Source organism: Stenotrophomonas sp. RIT309, from assembly GCF_000632045.1.
GTDB lineage: Bacteria > Pseudomonadota > Gammaproteobacteria > Xanthomonadales > Xanthomonadaceae > Stenotrophomonas > Stenotrophomonas indicatrix.
On sequence record NZ_JFYS01000024.1, the window covers coordinates 1 to 17,441 of the forward strand.

A 17,441-nucleotide genomic window follows, 5' to 3' on the forward strand; every position below is an offset into this window, starting at 1 on the left:
AGGCTTGGTCGCCGCATCCATGCGGCTCACACCCCGCAAACCCACAGTACCCCGCCTTCGACAGTTTCCCGCGGCTGTTGGTAACGGCGGTTGTCGGCACGCGGGACTATTGGTAGGTGTCGACCTTGGTCGACACGGAGCGAGCGCAGCAAGCGACCCGCTCCTGCTTTTCTTTTTTCTTTTCCGTGGTTGGACGCGCGCAAGGAACTGTCAAAGGTGGGGCGGGTGGGCCATGCAGGGGCGTTGGCGCCATGGATGGCGCCATCGAGCTTACAGGGACGTACTTGCAGCGTCCCCTGCATGGCCCACCCGCCCCACCAACCGCGGCTTTTGATTTCAGCATCCAACCACGAGGGGCTCAGCCGTTGGCCGCCGCAAACACCGGGCGCGTCAGGTTGTCCGCTTCGCCATCAGTGCACAGCACTTCGTCTTCAATGCGGATGCCGCCGTACGGACGGAAGAAGTCCACACGCTCCCAGTTGATCGCATCGCCATGACCGGCGGCCTTCACTTCGTTCAACAGCATGTCGATGAAGTACAGGCCCGGCTCGATCGTCACCACCATGCCCGGCTCCAGCACGCGGGTCAGGCGCAGGTACGGATGGCCGGCGGGACGCTCGATGCGGCCGCCTTCATCGCTGGCCGCGAAACCGGCCACGTCATGCACCTGCAGGCCGATCAGGTGGCCGATGCCATGCGGGAAGAACGCGGCGCTGACGCCGGTTTCCAGCGCAGTCTGCGGCGATACCTTGATCACGCCGAAGTCTTTCAGCACGCCCATCAGCGACAGGTGCGCATCCACGTGCAGCTGCTTGTAGTCGAAGCCCGGGCGCACGGCCGCGCACATCGTCTGCTGCGCGGCATCGACCGCTTCGATCATCGCCGCGAACTCGTCATGGCCGGCGGCGGCGTAGGTGCGGGTGATGTCGCTGGCATAGCCGTGCGCGCTGGCGCCGGCATCGATCAGGAAGCTGCGCAGCGGCTGCGGTGCCTTGCGGCCCAGTTCGGTGTAATGCAGCACCGCCGCATGCTCGTTCAAGGCCACGATGTTGCCGTACGGCAGCTCGGTGGCGTCCTGGCCCACGGCCTGGCAGTACGCCATGTGGATGCTGAACTCGTCGGCGCCGTTGCGGAACGCCGCTTCGGCCGCGCGATGGCCGCGCACGCCGAGCACCTGCGCCTGGCGCATCAGGGCGATTTCGTACGGCGTCTTGCTGCCGCGGTGCCATTCCAGGTAGTTCACCACCGGCGCCGGATTGTTGGGCACATACGCGCCCAGCGCGCTCTGCGGCTCACCCAGGATCGCGCAGCGCGCCGGGTCGGGCGGCAGCAGTGCCAGCGCTTCGTCCGGCGTGCGGATGATATGGATGTCGAAGTGCTCGACCCACCAGCCGCTCGGTGCATCCGGCACCACATGCCAGTAGTCGAACGGCTGGTGGAAGATCACCGCTGGACGCTTGCCCGGGGTGAACACGATCCAGCTGTTGGGTACACGGGTCAGCGGCAGCCAAGCCTTGAACTGCGGGTTGACCGCGTACGGATAGTCACGATCGTCGAAGACCTGGTAGTGCAGGGTGCCGCTGGGCACCACCAGGTGGTCGAAGCCGCCGCGTGCCAGCGCCTGCTCGGCGCGTCGGCACAGCACGGCCAGGTGGTCGGGATACAGGGCGCCGGGGTCTTGCTGGATCATTGCGGTGGCTCGACACGGAAAACGGCCCTAGATTCTGCCGGATACCGACGCAATCCGCTGTGCCGGAACCGGCACTCAGCCCGTCGAAACCGGTGCCTCGTCGCTGTCTTCGCCGATCCACCGGCGCAGCAGCTGCCGATGCTCGCGTGACAGGGTCAGGAAGCGGAAGCCTGCCCAGCTCTGGCCGGGGGCATGCGCCGGTTCGCTCCACAGCAGGTGTACGCCGACGTCGATCCACTCGCTGCGGCCATCGGCCAATGGCAACGGGAAGCGCAACTGATACAGCGCGTCGTCGCGCAGCGCGGCGCTGGCCAGCATCAGCATGCCGGTCTCGGACACGTTGCCAAGCCGGCCGACCACGCTGTCGCGCATCTGGTCGGTCACCGGTACCAGATCGGACACCTGCCGGCGCGGCGCGCGGCGGGTATCAACGGGCGGTTGCGTACTCATGCCTTGGGCTCCTGCGGGCGACGTCCGGCCAGCGTGCGCAGTGCGCTCAGGCTGGCCTGCCAGGCGCGGTCGACCAGACGGCCCTTGTCTTCGGTGACCAGCTGCGCGCGTCCGGCGGCCATCTGCCGGGCGAGGGCATCCAGGGTGGTTTCGCCGATCTTCTGCCCGCGCGCGTTGACCAGCAGCACATGACCGGTCAGCAGGCTGTACCAGGACAGGCGCTGGCGGCGCAGCGCGCCTTCGCCATCGTCGATATCGAACCAGCTGCCGAAGGGCAGCGCGCACAGCTGCTGGTAACTGGCCTCCTCGGCCTCGCTGCGCGGTGCGGCGTCGCTTGCCAGGGCCTGTGCGCCGGTGTGTTCGCCCAGCCGTGCACGGGCCTTCAGGCGTGCACTGAGCTCGGTGCGCGAGGTGCTTTCGTCTTCGCCACCCGGCGTGGACAGGCGGCGCGCGACGGCAGCCGCCTCCTCTGCGTGGTAGCCCACCTGCAGCAGGGCCGATTCAACCTCGGCAGCCAGCGCAGCGTCGGTCGCGCTGCTTTCGCTTGCGGCCTCGGCCGTGATCGCCGCGATGCGTTCGGTCTGCTGCAGGCGCTCCTGCCATTGCGGCGAATCATCGCCGTGGCGCAGGCGGGTCAGCGTCAATGCATCTGCCCACGCCTGGCGCAGTAGTGTCTGCACGAAGCGCGGCGGCTCCTGCGTATCGCAGCACTGGTCGATCTGCGCATTGGCCTGGCGTCGCGCAAGTTCCAGCCGCTCCTTGCCGCGTGCGGCTTCCACGTGACGGCGCTCGGCCAGCTCGGCGCGGTGCGCGGCGGCGCGCTGGTGCTGCTGTATCTCGTCGTTGGCGGCGGCAAAGGCCTCGGGCGTGCGTGCATCCTGGCCGAGCAGGCCCTGCACGCTCTGCGCCAGCCGCTGCAGCAGCTGCGGATCGACATCGTCATCGCCGAGCCAGCTGGCGCCGGCTTCAGCGACATGGTTGAGCAGTTCGCGTGCCGGATGTTCGTCGCGCACGAAGAAGCCCGGGTCGGCCATCGCTGCGCGCGCCAGCGGTACCTGCAGGCGCGCGAGCAGGGCGGCTGGCACCGGGTCCGGCCGTTGCTGCTGCTGCACCTGCTGCAGCAGCAGGCGCAGCAGATCGAGGTTGTCGCGGTCGTGGCTGCCAAGGCTGGCCTGCGCGCCATGTTCGCTGCGCAGCTGGGCGACCACGGCGGCCTGCAGATCGGTCATGGCGCTGGCGGCGCTGGCCTGCCCCTGCAGGCGCGCCAGCACGGCATCAACCGCTGCACTGGGCAGGGCCGCTGGATCGGCCGCTGGCTGCGGGATCTGCCGCGCCTGTTGCAGCATCTCGTGCAGCACGCTGCTGGCCGGTACCGTCATGCCGGCCGACGCGCCGGGCGCGTCCGCATCAGCGAAGGCGTCCTGCATCAACGTCGACCACGAGCCGGGCGGTGCCGAGCCGCCCCAGCCGGTCATCGGCGTGGGCACGCGCGGAGACGGGCGTCCACTGCGGTCGCTGCCGACCGACTGGGTGATGATCCGGCGGGTGCTCGAAGAACGTGCCAGGTACGGGGTGTAGACCAGGCCCGGCAGGATGCCGTGCTGTGCCAGCAGCGCATTGGCGCGGTCGAGCACATTGCCCAGCCGCTCCAGTACCTGCCGCTCGAAGCTGCGGTACAGCGCCATCTGTACCTCGGCGCTGAGGGCATCCTGCTCGGCCAGCTTCCGCACCATCGCGCACAGGGCCTGCGGTGCCAGGGGCAGGGTGTCAGCTTCAAAGGCTGGTGCGCCGGCAACAACACCCAGGCGCTGGCCCAGCAGGTTCAAGGCGTTGGCCGAACGCAGGGTTTCCCGGCGCACCATTTCGGTCAGCAGCAGGTCGCGGTCGACTTCATGCTCGGCGACCAGGCTCAACCCCAGCATGCCGGGCAAGGGCGGTGGCGTGGTGGCGGCCACGACCGGGGTGATCGGTTCACGCAGCCGCGCAAGCGCATCGGCCAGCGCATCGAGCATGCGGTCGCTGAAGTGGCCGGCGAACGCATGCAGCTGGCCGCGCTGTGCCAGCAGGTCGGCCTGCTGTTGCGGGTTGCGGGCATGGTCGGCGTCATGCAGCAGGGTCTGCTCCAGCGCTTCCACGGTCAGGATCAGCGGTGCCGTCAGGGCCTGGTGGCACAGGCCGATCAACGCGCCCAGCAGCTCGCGCACGCGCGGCGGCAGGTCGGCTGCGGCCAGGCGGGCAGTGTCGGCACTGGAAAGGGAAAAGACAGCAGACATCGGCGAGGGGGTCCGGATTCCCGCGGATCGATCTTGGAATCTACCGTGTCGGCCGGTGAAGGCGCTACTTTAGCGATGGATCCATTCAGGGCCGCCTGCGATGGCGGCGCCGCAGCAGATCATGCTTCCAGGAACAGGCTGACCACATCGTTGGTGAAGCGCCGGCCCAGTTCGGTCGGCTGCACGTGCCCGTCTGCCACCACCAGCCAGCCACGCTGCACTGCTTCGCGCAGTGGTGTGTCCAGCACGCTGCGGGCCAGGCCGGTGCGCGATTCGAAGTCGCGCAGGCTGAACCCTTCGTGCAGGCGCAGCAGGTTGAGCATGTACTCGAACGGCAGGCGCTCGGCGGCGATCACTTCGTCACCTCCGAACGATGCGGCCGTGCCTGCGGTATCCATGAACGTCTGCGGGTGCTTGTGCTTCCAGCGTCGCAGCACGTGTTCCTCGGCACCGGAACTGATCTTGCCGTGTGCGCCGGCACCAATGCCGAGGTAGTCACCAAAACGCCAGTAATTCAGATTGTGCGCGCTCTGCCGGCCGGGGCGGGCATAGGCACTCACCTCGTACTGGCCGAAACCGGCCTGCGCCAGCAGCGCCTGGCAGTGTTCCTGCATGTCCCAGGCATGGTCTTCATCGGGGATGCCCTGCGGCGGCCGCGCGAAGAACACGGTGTTTGGTTCCAGGGTCAGCTGGTAGTGCGAGATGTGGGCCGGCTGCAACGCGAACGCGCGTTCCAGATCGGCCTCGGCACCGGCCAGGGTCTGCTCCGGCAGTGCGTACATCAGGTCGATGTTGAAGTTGTCGTAGCCCGCGTCCTGCGCCATCTTCACCGCGCGCTCGGCCTCGCCACTGTCGTGGATGCGGCCCAGTCGTTTCAGCGCGGCATCATCGAAACTCTGGATGCCGAAGCTGAGGCGGTTGACCCCGGCCGCGCGGTAGCGATCAAAGCGACCGTGCTCGGCGGTACCCGGGTTGGTTTCCAGAGTGATCTCGGCATTCGGCGCAAAGCGCAGGCGGGCACTGGCCTGCTGCAGGAAGCGGTCGATCGCCTCGGGCGGGAACAGGCTGGGCGTGCCACCCCCGAAGAACACGCTGCTGACCACCCGGCCCCAGACCAGCGGCAGGTCCTGGTCGAGGTCGCGCACCAGCGCATCGATGTAGGCATCGAAGGGCAGTTCGCCCTTGGCCTGGTGCGAGTTGAAGTCGCAGTACGGGCACTTGCGCACACACCACGGCAGATGCACGTACAGCGCCAGCGGCGGTGGCACCAGACGTGGCGGGGCGTCGTGGTCGCAGGACTCGCCGGGCAGGTGGTTGCAGTGGTCGTGGTCGTGGGCGTGCGTCATGGCTGGCGTGATGCGGACGTGGGGGAGCGGCAGATCAGTCCGCCGCCCGTAGAAGAGGGTCGACCAGGGAGCGCGGCTGCGCGCGAAGCACGGCAGCGGCAATCTGGCGGAAGAAGGGCGAGGGCCCTTTGTAGCTGCCTATAGCGTTGTCCATCAAACGGTGGCGCGCCGGACTGCAGCCATTGCGCATGCACAGATGGAGACCGGAGACCATGGCCTTGCGCTTGTCGGCAAAACTGTCAAGCCGTACTTCCAGCACGTCCACCAACGCCACATGGCGCCACCGATGCAGGCTGCCGATGTTGTGATAGCGCATGTGGCCGGCAGCAGCGTCCAGTTCGACGCGCTGCCACATGATGGGCGCGCCGATGAGCGTGATGACGGTCATGCCGACCAGCGCAACCACCGGTACCGCCCACCAGGATTCCTTCCCTGTCCACGCCAACATGCCGCCAAAGATCGCACCACTGATCAGCCCCAGTACGGCAAGCAGTTGCACCAGTTCCATTCCGGTGCGGTAGCGCTTCACTGTCATCCTTGAGTCTCCTGTCGGATGCTGGTTCAGGCCGCGAACTGCTGCTTGAGCTGCTGCTTGAGCTGCTGCAGGGCGATGGCGCGATGGCTGATGGCGTTCTTCAACGCCGGTTCCATTTCCGCAGCAGTCAGGCCGTGGGTGGTGTCCAGGAACACCGGGTTGTAGCCGAATCCATTGGTACCGCGAAGTTCGCGGATGATCTGACCTTCCCAGCGGCCTTCGCAGATCAGCGGCTGCGGGTCGGTGGCATGGCGCAGCAGCACGATCACGGCGTAGAAGCGGGCGCTGCGCTGGCCATCGGCGATGTCGGCCATCGCTTCCAGCAGCTTGGCATTGTTGGCCGCCGCATTGGTCGGGTGACCGGCATAGCGCGCGCTGTACAGGCCCGGTGCACCGCCGAGGGCATCGACGATCAGGCCCGAATCATCGGCCAGCGCCGGCAGGCCGCTCGCTTCGCAGGCCGCGCGCGCCTTCAGCAGCGCGTTCTCGACGAAGGTCAGGCCGGTCTCTTCCACATCGCCCAGGCCCAGTTCGGCGGCCGAAGTGATCTGCAGCGGCAGGTCGGCGAGGATTTCCTGCATTTCCACCAGCTTGCCAGCGTTGTGGCTGGCCAGGACAAGCTTCTTCATCAGCGGGGCTCCAACAGGTCCCAGGTGTTGCCGTACAGGTCGCGGAACACCGCGACCGTGGCGTAGGGTTCTTCGCGCGGTTCTTCCAGGAACTGGACACCGGCAGCCAGCATCGCCGCGTGGTCGCGGCGGAAATCATCGGTATTGAGGAAGAAGCCGACGCGGCCACCGGTCTGGTTGCCGATACGACTGCGCTGCTCGTCGTCGCTGGCGCGGGCCAGCAGCAGGGCGGCGGCGCTGCCATCGGTCGGGCCGACCACCACCCAGCGCTTGCTGCCCTGGTCGATGTCGTCCAGCAGCTGGAAGCCGAGCTTGCCGGTGTACCAGGCGATGGCCTCGTCATAGTCGGCCACCACCAGGGTGGTCAGGGCAATGCGCCGGTTCATGCCGACAGCGCTGCCTGCTGCGCGGCCAGCAGCTCGGTCACGCCCTTCTCGGCCAGGCCCAGCAGGGCATCGAGCTCGTCACGGCGGAAGGCATGGCCTTCGGCGGTGCCCTGCAGTTCGATGAAGCCGCCACCGTCGTTCATCACCACGTTCATGTCGGTGTCGCAGTCGCTGTCTTCGGCGTAGTCCAGGTCCAGCACCGGGGTGCCGCGGTAGACGCCGACCGATACCGCCGCCACCGCGCCGAGGATCGGATTGCGCTTGATGTCGCCGCGCTTCATCAGTACGTTCACCGCATCGACCAGGGCCACGTAGGCGCCGGTGATGGCCGCGGTACGGGTGCCGCCGTCGGCCTGCAGCACGTCGCAGTCCAGGGTGATGGTGCGTTCGCCCAGTGCGTTGCGGTCCACGCAGGCGCGCAGGCTGCGACCGATCAGGCGCTGGATCTCCAGCGTGCGGCCGCCCTGCTTGCCGCGTGCGGCTTCGCGGTCGCTGCGGGTGTGGGTGGCGCGCGGCAGCATGCCGTACTCGGCGGTCACCCAGCCTTCGCCCTTGCCACGCAGGAAGCCCGGCACCCGGTTCTCGATGCTGGCCGTGCACAGCACGCGGGTTTCACCGAAGCAGACCAGCACCGAACCTTCGGCGTGGCGGGTGAAACCGCGCTGGATGACGACCGGGCGCAGCTGATCGGGCTGACGGCCACTGGGGCGGAAATCGGACATGGGGCAGGTTCCGTAGGGAAAGGGAGTACGCCACCATCCCCGCGGCCTTCACGGGGCGGGGAAAGGGGCTCAAAAGAGACCGCTAGGGTACCATTCCCCCTTTGCAAGCACCGGATACATCCATGATTCGAAGCATGACGGCCTATGCCGGCGGCGAGCGCTCCACCCCGTGGGGAACGCTGGGCTGCGAGCTGCGCTCGGTCAACCACCGCTTCCTGGAAGTGGGCACGCGCCTGCCCGAGGAACTGCGCGCATTGGAACCGCAGCTGCGCGAACGCATTTCCGCGCGCCTGAGCCGTGGCAAGCTGGATCTGGTGATGCGCCTGCGCGCGCCGGACTCGGCCGCCAGCCTGCAGGTCAACGAGGTGCTGCTGGGCCAGCTGGGCCAGTTGGCACACCGGCTGACCTCCGATTTTCCCAACCTGCAGGTCAGCTTCACCGACCTGCTGCAGCTGCCGGGCGTCACCCAGGGTGAGGCCACCGATGCGGCAGCCCTGCAGATTGAAGCGCTGGCGCTGCTGGACCAGGTGCTGGAGGGCTTCATCGCCGCCCGCGAGCGTGAAGGCAATACGCTGGCCACCGCCATCGCCGAGCGCGTGGATGCCATCGAGCGCATCGCCGCGGAGGTCCGTACGCTGATTCCCGCCATTCGCGACGGCCAGCGCACCAAGCTCGCCGCTCGCCTGGCCGACCTGCCGCATCCGGTTGATCCGGGCCGCGCCGAGCAGGAACTGGTGATGTGGCTGCAGAAGCTGGACGTGGACGAGGAGCTGGATCGCCTGTCCAGCCATATCGTCGAGATCCGCCGCGTGCTCAAGCAGCGTGAACCGGTCGGCCGCCGCCTGGACTTCCTGCTGCAGGAGTTCAACCGCGAGGCCAACACGCTTGGCTCCAAGTCGGTGGACAGCCGCACGTCCAACGCCGCCGTCGAGCTGAAGGTGCTGATCGACCAGATCCGCGAGCAGGTGCAGAACATCGAATGAGCATTTCCACGCCCCCGGCCGCGATCGCACGCGGCACGCTGTACATCGTTGCAGCGCCCTCCGGCGCCGGCAAGAGCAGCATCGTCAACGCCACCCTGGCGCGCGACCCGCAGATTGCCCTGTCGATCTCGTTCACCTCGCGCGCCATGCGCCCGGGTGAAGTGAACGGCCAGCACTACCACTTCGTCAGCGCCGAGAAGTTCGAGGAAATGATCGCCGCCGGCGATTTCTTCGAACACGCCTGGGTGCATGGTGACTGGAAGGGCACCGCCCGGCAGTCGGTGGAGCCGCAGCTGGCCGCCGGCCAGGACGTGCTGCTGGAAATCGACTGGCAGGGCGCGCAGCAGGTGCGCCAGCTGGTGCCGGGCACGGTGACGGTGTTCATCCTGCCGCCGTCCAAGCAGGCCCTGCAGGACCGCATGCGCAAGCGTGGCCAGGACAGCGAGGCGGTCATCGCCCAGCGCCTGGGCGCCGCCCGCGATGAAATGCTGCACTTCAACGAGTTCGACTACGTCATCGTCAATGAAGTGTTCGACACCGCCGTGGACGAACTGTGTGCGATCTTCACCGCCAGCCGCCTGCGCCGGGACGCCCAGAAGGTCCGCCATGCCGGCCTGATCCAGGCCCTGCTGACCCCGGATGCGGGTTCAACTGATTGATTCCTAAAGGGTCCGGTGGGGGTTGGCTTGATTTTGTCCAGCCCCTGCCAGTACACTCCGTCCCCTTTCCCTCATTCGACTGAGCGGCCGACCGGTCGCCGGGAGCCCGTATGGCCCGCATTACCGTAGAAGATTGCCTGGAAGTCGTTAACAACCGTTTCGAGCTGGTGATGATGGCCTCCAAGCGCGCCCGTCAGCTCGCCAATGGCGTGCAGGCCACGCTGGACAACAGCGAGACCGAGGACAAGCCGACCGTGCTGGCGCTGCGCGAAATCGCTGCCCGCAAGATCGACAACGCGCTGATCGACGAAGTCGAGAAGGCCGAGCGTGAGCGCGCCGAGCGCGAAGCGCTGGAGTGGGCCGCCGCCGAAGTGGTCGCCGACGAAGACATGTCCAAGAACGACGATTGATCGCATCGATCAACGTCATTGCTGGATACGCCGAACAGCCCGCCCCGTGCGGGCTGTTTCGCATTCAGGGTTTGCCGTAAACGTCGCGCTGGCATAGGCTTTGGCCATGAACCCAGGCCCCACTGCCAAGGTCGCCGCAGTCCCCGCTGCCGCCGTACCCGATTACGTCCTCCAGCTCGAACGCGCCGCCCACTACCTGCCGCCCGAGCAGCTGCCGCTGCTGCGCCGTGCGTGGGAAGTCGGCGCCTCCGCGCACGCTGGGCAGACGCGCAAGTCGGGCGAACCCTACATCACCCATCCGGTGGCCGTGGCCCAGGTGCTGGCCGAGCTCGGCCTGGACGTGGAAGCGCTGATCGCCGCGATCCTGCACGACACCATCGAAGACACCCCGCTGACCCGCGAGGCCCTGTCGGCCGAGTTCGGCGAAGCCGTGGCCGAACTGGTGGACGGCGTCACCAAGCTGGACAAGCTGAAGTTCCGCGACCGCCAGGAAGCGGCCGCCGAGAGCTTCCGCAAGATGCTGCTGGCGATGTCGCGCGACCTGCGCGTGATCATGATCAAGCTGGCCGACCGCCTGCACAACATGCGCACGCTGGGCGCGCAGAGCCGCGAAGCGCGTGGGCGCATCGCCCGCGAGACGTTGGAGATCTACGCCCCGATCGCTCAGCGGCTGGGCATGAGCCTGGTCAAGAGCGAACTGCAGAACCTTGGCTTCAAGGCGCTGTACCCGTGGCGCCACGCGATCCTGGAAAAGCACATCCGCAGCCAGCCGGTCGTGCGCCGCGAGGCGCTGGCGCAGGTGGAAGTGCAGCTGTCGCAGCGCTTGGCCAAGGAAGGCATCGAGCACCGCCTGGTCAGCCGCATCAAGACCCCGTGGAGCATCTACAACAAGATGCGCGACGAGAACAAATCCTTCGACCAGGTGATGGATGTGTTCGGCTTCCGCCTGGTGGTACGCGGCGTACCGCAGTGCTACCACTCGCTGGGCGCGGTGCATGCCGCGTTCAAGCCGCTCGATGGGCGCTTCCGCGATTTCATCGCCATTCCCAAGGCCAACGGCTACCAGTCGCTGCACACGGTGCTGTTCGGCCCGTATGGTTCGCCGATCGAGGTGCAGATCCGCACCGAGGAAATGGACCTGATCGCCGAGCGCGGCGTGGCTGCGCACTGGACCTACAAGTTCGGCGGTGATTCGCCCAACAGCGCGCAGAGCCGCGCCCACGCCTGGATCGTCGAACTGATCGATTCGCAGCGGGCCGCCGGTTCGTCGCTGGAGTTCCTCGACAACGTCAAGGTCGACCTGTTCCCGGACGAGGTCTACCTGTTCACCCCCAAGGGCAAGATCCTGGCCCTGCCGCGCAATTCCACCGCGCTCGACTTCGCCTACGCCGTGCATACCGACGTCGGCAACATGGCCGTGGCCTCGCGCGTGGACAAGAAACTGGTGCCACTGCGTACCAAGCTGGTGTCCGGGCAGTCGGTGGAGATCATCACCGCGCGCTCGGCCACGCCCAAGCCGCAGTGGCTCGAATTCGTGGTGACCAGCAAGGCGCGCACCGCCATCCGCCACCAGCTCAAGCAGCTGGAGCACGAAGACGCCGTGCAGTTGGGCCACCGCATGCTCGACCGCGCGCTGGAGGCGATGGACAGCTCGCTGGAGCGCCTGCCCAAGGGCCGCCTGGATGCCTTCCTGGCCGAACACCGGTTCCCGCGCCTGGAGGCCCTGCTGGCGGAAGTCGCGCTGGGCAACTGGATGCCGACCCAGGCTGCGCAGGCACTGATGGCCTACGCCGAACTGCGCGGCGGCGCGCATTCGCGCCACAGCTCGCAGGAAAAGATCCTGATCAACGGCAGCGAGCGTGGCGTGGTCACCTTCGCCGGCTGCTGCCAGCCCATTCCGGGCGACGACATCATGGGCTACCACACCGCCGGCAAGGGCATCGTGGTGCACCGCATGGATTGCCCGAACCTGGCCGAACTGCGCAAGTCGCCCGAGCGTTGGGTGCTGATCGGCTGGGATACCACCGTATCCGGCGACTACGACACCTCGCTGGTGGTGGAAGTGGAGAACGGCACCGGCGTGCTCGCACAGCTGGCCGCTGCGATCGCGCAGAGCCACTCCAACATCGAGCGCGTGGATTACCTGGACCGCGATTTCAACGCCGCAGTGCTGGCGTTCAACATCCAGGTGCGCGACCGCAACCATCTGGCCGAAGTGATGCGTCGCCTGCGCCGCCTGTCGGTCGTGCAGGCCGTTCGCCGGCAGTAGATCCTGCGCGTACTCTGGTAGCGCCGGGCCATGCTCGGCGAGCGCGCGGCGCGGCATGAATCAAATGCCGCCGGGCATGGCCCGGCGCTACCGGATCCGCGCTGTTTCCCAACGGGAAGAGGATCCGACCCCAGCCGACATTGCCCCCACCCGGTACAATCACCGCTCTGTTTTCCCCCAACGCACCGGAGCGACCCATGTCCCGCCAGATCATCAACACCGAAAAGGCCCCGGCCGCCATCGGCCCGTACTCGCAGGCCGTGCGCGCCGGCAACACCGTGTATTTCTCCGGCCAGATTCCGCTCGACCCGGCCACCGGCGACATCGTCGGCGTCGGTGACGTCGAAGCGCAGGCCCGTCGTGCCTTCGACAACCTCAAGGCCGTGGCCGAAGCCGCCGGCGGTTCGCTGGACAAGGTCGTGCGCCTGGGCCTGTACCTGACCGACCTGGCCGAATTCGCCAAGGTCAACGCGGTGATGCAGGACTACTTCCAGGCCCCGTTCCCGGCCCGTTCCACCATCGAAGTCTCCGGCCTGCCGAAGGGCGCCAACTTCGAGGTCGACGCGGTGATGGTCATCGACTGACCGCCACGTGGCACGCAAGGCGGCGGTCACCCCGGCACTGGCACCGTCCGGTGAAGCATCGCTTGCGATGCTCGCCGGCGTCGGGCCGGCCGTGGCCGCCAAGCTGCAGGCGCGTGGCCTGGCCACCCTGCAGGATCTCTGGCTGCACCTGCCGCTGCGCTATGAAGACCGTACCCGGCTGACCCGCATCGAAGACCTGCGCAACGGCATTCCGGCGCAGGTGGAAGTGCGGGTGGTGGCCGTCGAGCGCGGCATGCGCTACCGGCCGATGCTGAAAGTGGCAGTGGAGGATGAAGGGCAGGGCACCCTGGTGCTGCGCTTCTTCCATTTCCGCCAGCAGCAGGTCGGCCAGTTCGCGGTCGGCAACCGCCTGCGCTGCTTTGGTACGCCCAAACCGGGGCACCTCGGGTTGGAGATTGTCCATCCCAGTTACCAGGTGCTGGGCCGCAACGACGATCCCGATCTCGGCGACCGCCTCGACCCGGTGTATCCCACCGTCGAAGGCGTCGGCCCGATGACGATGCGCAAGCTGATCGGCCAGGCGCTTGATCGCCTGCCGGAAGAAAGCACGCTGGAACTGCTGCCGACCGGCTGGCTCGAGGGCCTCGGCCTGCCATCGCTGCGCAGTGCGCTGCTGACCGTGCATCAGCCACCACCGGATGCAGACCTGGCCGCACTTGCCGCCGGTACCCATCCAGCGCAGCGCCGGCTGGCAATGGAAGAACTGCTGGCGCACCACCTCAGCCTGCGTCGCCAGCGCATTGCGCTGCAGGCGCATCACGCGCCGCCGCTGGCCGGTCCCGGCAAGCTGGCCAAGGCGTTGTTGAAGCAGCTGCCGTTCGCGTTGACCGGCGCGCAGGCACGCGTGTTCAAGCAGATCCGCGAAGACCTTGCGCGCCCCAGCCCGATGCTGCGGCTGGTGCAGGGCGATGTCGGCTCGGGCAAGACCGTGGTGGCGGCATTGGCAGCGATGCTGGCGGTGGAGCAGGGCAAGCAGGTCGCACTGGCCGCCCCCACCGAACTGCTGGCCGAACAGCATCTCAACAACCTGCGCGGCTGGCTGGAGCCGTTGGGCGTGCGCATCGCCTGGCTGGCCGGCAAGGTCACCGGCAAGGCGCGCGCGAAGGTGATGGAACAGGTTGCCAACGGCGAAGCGCAGGTGGTGGTGGGTACCCACGCACTGATGCAGGAGGCGGTGGTATTCCACGATCTGGCGCTGGCCATCGTCGATGAGCAGCACCGCTTCGGCGTTCACCAGCGCCTGGCGCTGCGCGACAAGGGCAAGGGCGGCAACAACGTGCCGCACCAGCTGGTGATGACCGCCACGCCGATTCCGCGCACGCTGGCGATGTCCGAATACGCCGACCTGGATGTATCGGCCATCGACGAACTGCCGCCGGGCCGCACGCCGGTGCAGACCGTGGCACTGAACAACGATCGCCGCCCCGAGCTGATCGAGCGCATCGCCCTGGCCTGCCGCGAAGGGCGGCAGGTGTACTGGGTGTGCACGCTCATCGAAGAAAGCGAAGAACTGGATGCCACCCCGGCACAGGCCACCTACGAATCGCTGCAGGCGCTGCTGCCGGGCGTGCGCGTGGGGCTGGTGCATGGCCGGCTGAAAGCGGCCGAGAAGCTGGCGACGATGGTCGCGTTCAAGGCCGGCGACATCGACCTGCTGGTGGCCACCACCGTGATCGAAGTCGGCGTGGACGTGCCCAACGCCTCGCTGATGGTGATCGAGAACGCCGAGCGCTTGGGCCTGGCCCAGCTGCACCAGCTGCGTGGCCGCGTCGGCCGTGGTTCGGCGGTGTCGCGCTGCGTGCTGCTGTACCAGGCACCGCTTTCGCAGATGGCACGCGAACGCCTGCAGACCATGCGCGAAACCAACGACGGTTTCGTCATTGCCGAGAAGGATCTGGAGCTGCGCGGGCCCGGCGAACTGCTGGGCACCCGGCAGACGGGCCTGGCCGGTTTCCGCATTGCCGATCTGGCCCGCGATGCCGGCCTGCTGCCGGGCGTGCATGCGCTGGCCGAACGCCTGCTGGCGCAGCAACCGGCGCTTGCAGATCGCATGGTGCAGCGCTGGATCGGTACGGCCGTGCGCTACGCCTCGGCGTAAGGATCGGGCAGCCGGCCGGGGTCAGAGCCCTTGTCCTGCGACCAACGGATCCGACCCCTGCATTTCCTACGCTGCCGGCAACTGCGTGCCCATGTATTCGGCCAAACCCCGGCATGCCAGCAGCAACCCGAAGGGATAACGGGACGCGGTCATGTCGGCGGTCCTTGTGCGCAAGGCAGGAGGCCACCCACGCGAAGGCGAGGGTGGCGGGCGGTGAGTGGTTGCAATACCGGTGACGGCCTCAAGAACGCCGGCGGGCGCGAAGCCCCCACGCACCGCCCGCCATAAAACGCACGGACGGATTGCCTGCCGGACGCCACGCAGGAACACGCGCGCAACGCCGGCAGGCAAGCGTAAACAACAAGGCAGTCAAACGGGATTGCAAGCCCGTGCCATCCGTTGTCGATGGCCTCCCATGTTTTCCATGAAGGACTGTGGGCCTCAATGAGAAAAGTTGGAAAGATCGAAAACGCTGCAATTGCAGCGCGGCCCCGCCCGGCACGCCGATTACGTCATCTTTCCCGATCCCGCCGACGTCCATCCACGCATGGCGTGGATCTACCGTGTCGACCAAGGTCGATACCCACCAAGAGCAGACCATGCCGTGTCGACCAAGGTCGACACCCACCAAGAGCAGTGGACAACTGTCGAAGGCGGGGTGGGTCCGGTTGCGGGGGCGTGAGCCGCATGGATGCGGCGACCGAGCTTACATGGACGTACTTGCAGCGTCCCCCGCCACCGGACCCACCCCGCCATCCCACGGAATGCCAGCTTCTGCCGTTGCCGTTGCCGTTGCCGTTGCCGTTGATTCGGCGGGTGCCGGGCGCAGCCCGGCCGAACCCGAACCCCCGTACTTGCAACGGTCATCATCCCGGTCCACACTTCGTTGCCGATCTGAAGACGGCAACGATGACCAAGAAGATCCCGCTGTTGATCGATACCGACCCCGGTGTCGACGACGCACTGGCCCTGCTGATGGCCTTCGCCGATGAACGGCATGACGTGGTCGCCCTGACCATCGCCGCCGGCAACGTAGGCCTGCAGTACACCGTCCGCAACGCCCTCAAGCTCTGCGACATCGTCGGCCGCACCGACGTGCCGGTGTTCGCCGGCAGCCCCGATCCGCTGCTGCATCCATCCGTCGACGCCGCCCACGTGCATGGCCGCGATGGCTATGGCGATGTGGACCTGCCGCCGCCGAGCCGCCAGGCCGACGCCGAGCACGCCGCGCTGGCCATCCTGCGCCTGTCGCACCAGCATGCCGGCGAACTGATGCTGGTGATGCTCGGCCCGCTGACCAACCTGGCACTGGCGCTGAAACTCGATCCGACCCTGCCCCAGCGCATCAAGCGCATCGTGGTGATGGGCGGCGCAGTCACCTGCCACGGCAACATCACCCCCGCCGCCGAATTCAACATCGCCTTCGATCCGGAAGCCGCGCATGTGGTGTTCACCGCGTTCCCGCACTTGCTGGTGTCGGACTGGGAAGCCACCGTTGCCCACGGCCTGCCGTTGGCCGAAGCCGAGCAGTGGCTGGGTGCCGATTCCGATCGCGCGCGCTTCTACGAGCTGATCTCGCGCAAGACCCGTGGCCTGTCCGAAGACAGCAAGGGCGGCCGCTGGTATACCGCCGACGCGCTGGCCATGGCCTGGGCGCTGAACCCGGAAGGGCAGCTGCAGGTTGAATCGCGGCCGCTGAATGTGGAACTGAACGGCACGTTCAGCCGCGGCGCGACCATCGTCGACTGGAACCGCCAGACCGGCCAGGCGGACAACTGCGACCTGCTGATGGCCTACGACCAAGGGCGTTTCGAGGCCCTGGTACGCCAGGCCCTGGGTGCGGACTGAGGTCAGCCCCCTGCACTGGTTGCCCCGGGCGGCAACCAGTGCTTATAATGCCGCTCTTGACCACCAGCCCATTTACGGTGTGAGCCCATGAAGGCCGATATCCATCCGAACTACCGCGACGTCGTCTTCCATGACGTCACCTCCGATTTCAAGATCCTGACCCGCTCGACCATGAGCACGAAGGAAACCATCAAGTGGGAAGACGGCAACGACTACCCGCTGGTGAAGGTTGAAATTTCCTCGGCTTCGCACCCGTTCTACACGGGCAAGCACAAGGTCATCGACACCTCGGGCCGTATCGACAAGTTCCAGAAGCGCTACGCGCGCTGATACGTCGTTCCCGGTTCGAACCGACGGCCGCGCTCTGCGCGGCCGTTTGTTTTTGTCCAGCGCCTACCCAACGGGCGTTTGGATGGACGGAACACTGCGTCCTTGTGACAACGCTTTTGCCGATCCCGGCCGCTCGCTGGCAGGGTGCCGGCTGCCTGTCGTCTACGACTTCTGTCTAGCGCCCGGCAAATGCTGCTGTGCGATAATG

General features: G+C 67.1%; 16 protein-coding genes. 8 read left to right on the forward strand and 8 right to left on the reverse strand.

What is annotated here, in order from left to right; genetic code table 11:
- Positions 1 to 358: 358 nt before the first annotated feature.
- The 8 genes from pepQ to rph all read right to left on the reverse strand — a co-directional run bounded on the left by pepQ (position 359) and on the right by rph (position 8,031).
- Positions 359 to 1,690, reverse strand: a complete 1,332-nt coding sequence (gene pepQ, locus BW38_RS06635) for a Xaa-Pro dipeptidase (RefSeq protein WP_025874203.1) — start codon at positions 1,688 to 1,690, stop codon at positions 359 to 361.
- A gap of 75 nt (positions 1,691 to 1,765) precedes the next feature.
- Positions 1,766 to 2,140 carry a PilZ domain-containing protein gene (locus BW38_RS06630; protein ID WP_025874204.1) on the reverse strand — a complete coding sequence of 125 codons (375 nt, stop codon included), beginning with the start codon at positions 2,138 to 2,140 and terminating at the stop codon, positions 1,766 to 1,768.
- A complete protein-coding gene (locus BW38_RS06625) occupies positions 2,137 to 4,413 on the reverse strand; it encodes a DUF1631 family protein (RefSeq protein WP_032976981.1) in 2,277 nt (758 codons plus the stop codon). Before BW38_RS06625 ends, BW38_RS06630 begins: the two co-directional genes overlap by 4 nt.
- Positions 4,414 to 4,532: 119 nt before the next feature.
- On the reverse strand, positions 4,533 to 5,759 hold the full coding sequence (gene hemW / locus BW38_RS06620; protein ID WP_081794584.1) for a radical SAM family heme chaperone HemW: 1,227 nt from the start codon (positions 5,757 to 5,759) through the stop codon (positions 4,533 to 4,535).
- Positions 5,760 to 5,793: 34 nt separating this feature from the next.
- Positions 5,794 to 6,288, reverse strand: coding sequence for a hypothetical protein (locus tag BW38_RS06615; RefSeq protein ID WP_140393531.1), 495 nt, complete (start codon positions 6,286 to 6,288; stop codon positions 5,794 to 5,796).
- A 32-nt stretch (positions 6,289 to 6,320) separates the two neighbouring features.
- Positions 6,321 to 6,923 carry an RdgB/HAM1 family non-canonical purine NTP pyrophosphatase gene (gene rdgB / locus BW38_RS06610; RefSeq protein WP_032976984.1) on the reverse strand — a complete coding sequence of 201 codons (603 nt, stop codon included), beginning with the start codon at positions 6,921 to 6,923 and terminating at the stop codon, positions 6,321 to 6,323.
- On the reverse strand, positions 6,923 to 7,309 hold the full coding sequence (locus BW38_RS06605; protein ID WP_025874209.1) for a VOC family protein: 387 nt from the start codon (positions 7,307 to 7,309) through the stop codon (positions 6,923 to 6,925). Before BW38_RS06605 ends, rdgB begins: the two co-directional genes overlap by 1 nt.
- A complete protein-coding gene (rph, locus tag BW38_RS06600) occupies positions 7,306 to 8,031 on the reverse strand; it encodes a ribonuclease PH (protein ID WP_025874210.1) in 726 nt (241 codons plus the stop codon). Before rph ends, BW38_RS06605 begins: the two co-directional genes overlap by 4 nt.
- Positions 8,032 to 8,153: 122 nt before the next feature.
- On the opposite strand from rph, the gene BW38_RS06595 reads away from it, so the two are divergent.
- The 8 genes from BW38_RS06595 (at position 8,154) to BW38_RS06560 (ending at position 17,233) form a co-directional block, all read left to right on the forward strand.
- Positions 8,154 to 9,014 carry a YicC/YloC family endoribonuclease gene (locus tag BW38_RS06595; RefSeq protein ID WP_032976986.1) on the forward strand — a complete coding sequence of 287 codons (861 nt, stop codon included), beginning with the start codon at positions 8,154 to 8,156 and terminating at the stop codon, positions 9,012 to 9,014.
- Entirely contained in the window at positions 9,011 to 9,673 is a 663-nt protein-coding gene (gene gmk / locus BW38_RS06590) for a guanylate kinase (RefSeq protein WP_032976987.1), read from the forward strand. The genes BW38_RS06595 and gmk overlap by 4 nt, the downstream gene beginning before the upstream one ends.
- A 110-nt stretch (positions 9,674 to 9,783) precedes the next feature.
- Positions 9,784 to 10,083: a DNA-directed RNA polymerase subunit omega gene (gene rpoZ / locus BW38_RS06585; RefSeq protein ID WP_005410877.1), complete on the forward strand. Its 300-nt coding sequence runs from the start codon at positions 9,784 to 9,786 to the stop codon at positions 10,081 to 10,083.
- A gap of 106 nt (positions 10,084 to 10,189) precedes the next feature.
- Positions 10,190 to 12,352, forward strand: a complete 2,163-nt coding sequence (locus BW38_RS06580; RefSeq protein WP_025874213.1) for a bifunctional (p)ppGpp synthetase/guanosine-3',5'-bis(diphosphate) 3'-pyrophosphohydrolase — start codon at positions 10,190 to 10,192, stop codon at positions 12,350 to 12,352.
- A 197-nt stretch (positions 12,353 to 12,549) separates the two neighbouring features.
- Positions 12,550 to 12,936 (forward strand): RidA family protein, encoded by a 387-nt coding sequence (locus BW38_RS06575; protein ID WP_025874214.1) that lies wholly within the window; start codon positions 12,550 to 12,552, stop codon positions 12,934 to 12,936.
- A 7-nt stretch (positions 12,937 to 12,943) separates the two neighbouring features.
- Positions 12,944 to 15,055 (forward strand): ATP-dependent DNA helicase RecG, encoded by a 2,112-nt coding sequence (gene recG / locus BW38_RS06570; protein WP_032976989.1) that lies wholly within the window; start codon positions 12,944 to 12,946, stop codon positions 15,053 to 15,055.
- 909 nt (positions 15,056 to 15,964) lie between these two features.
- Positions 15,965 to 16,903 carry a nucleoside hydrolase gene (locus BW38_RS06565; protein ID WP_032976990.1) on the forward strand — a complete coding sequence of 313 codons (939 nt, stop codon included), beginning with the start codon at positions 15,965 to 15,967 and terminating at the stop codon, positions 16,901 to 16,903.
- An 87-nt stretch (positions 16,904 to 16,990) separates the two neighbouring features.
- Positions 16,991 to 17,233: a type B 50S ribosomal protein L31 gene (locus BW38_RS06560; RefSeq protein WP_006389217.1), complete on the forward strand. Its 243-nt coding sequence runs from the start codon at positions 16,991 to 16,993 to the stop codon at positions 17,231 to 17,233.
- The last annotated feature ends 208 nt before the right edge of the window (positions 17,234 to 17,441 follow it).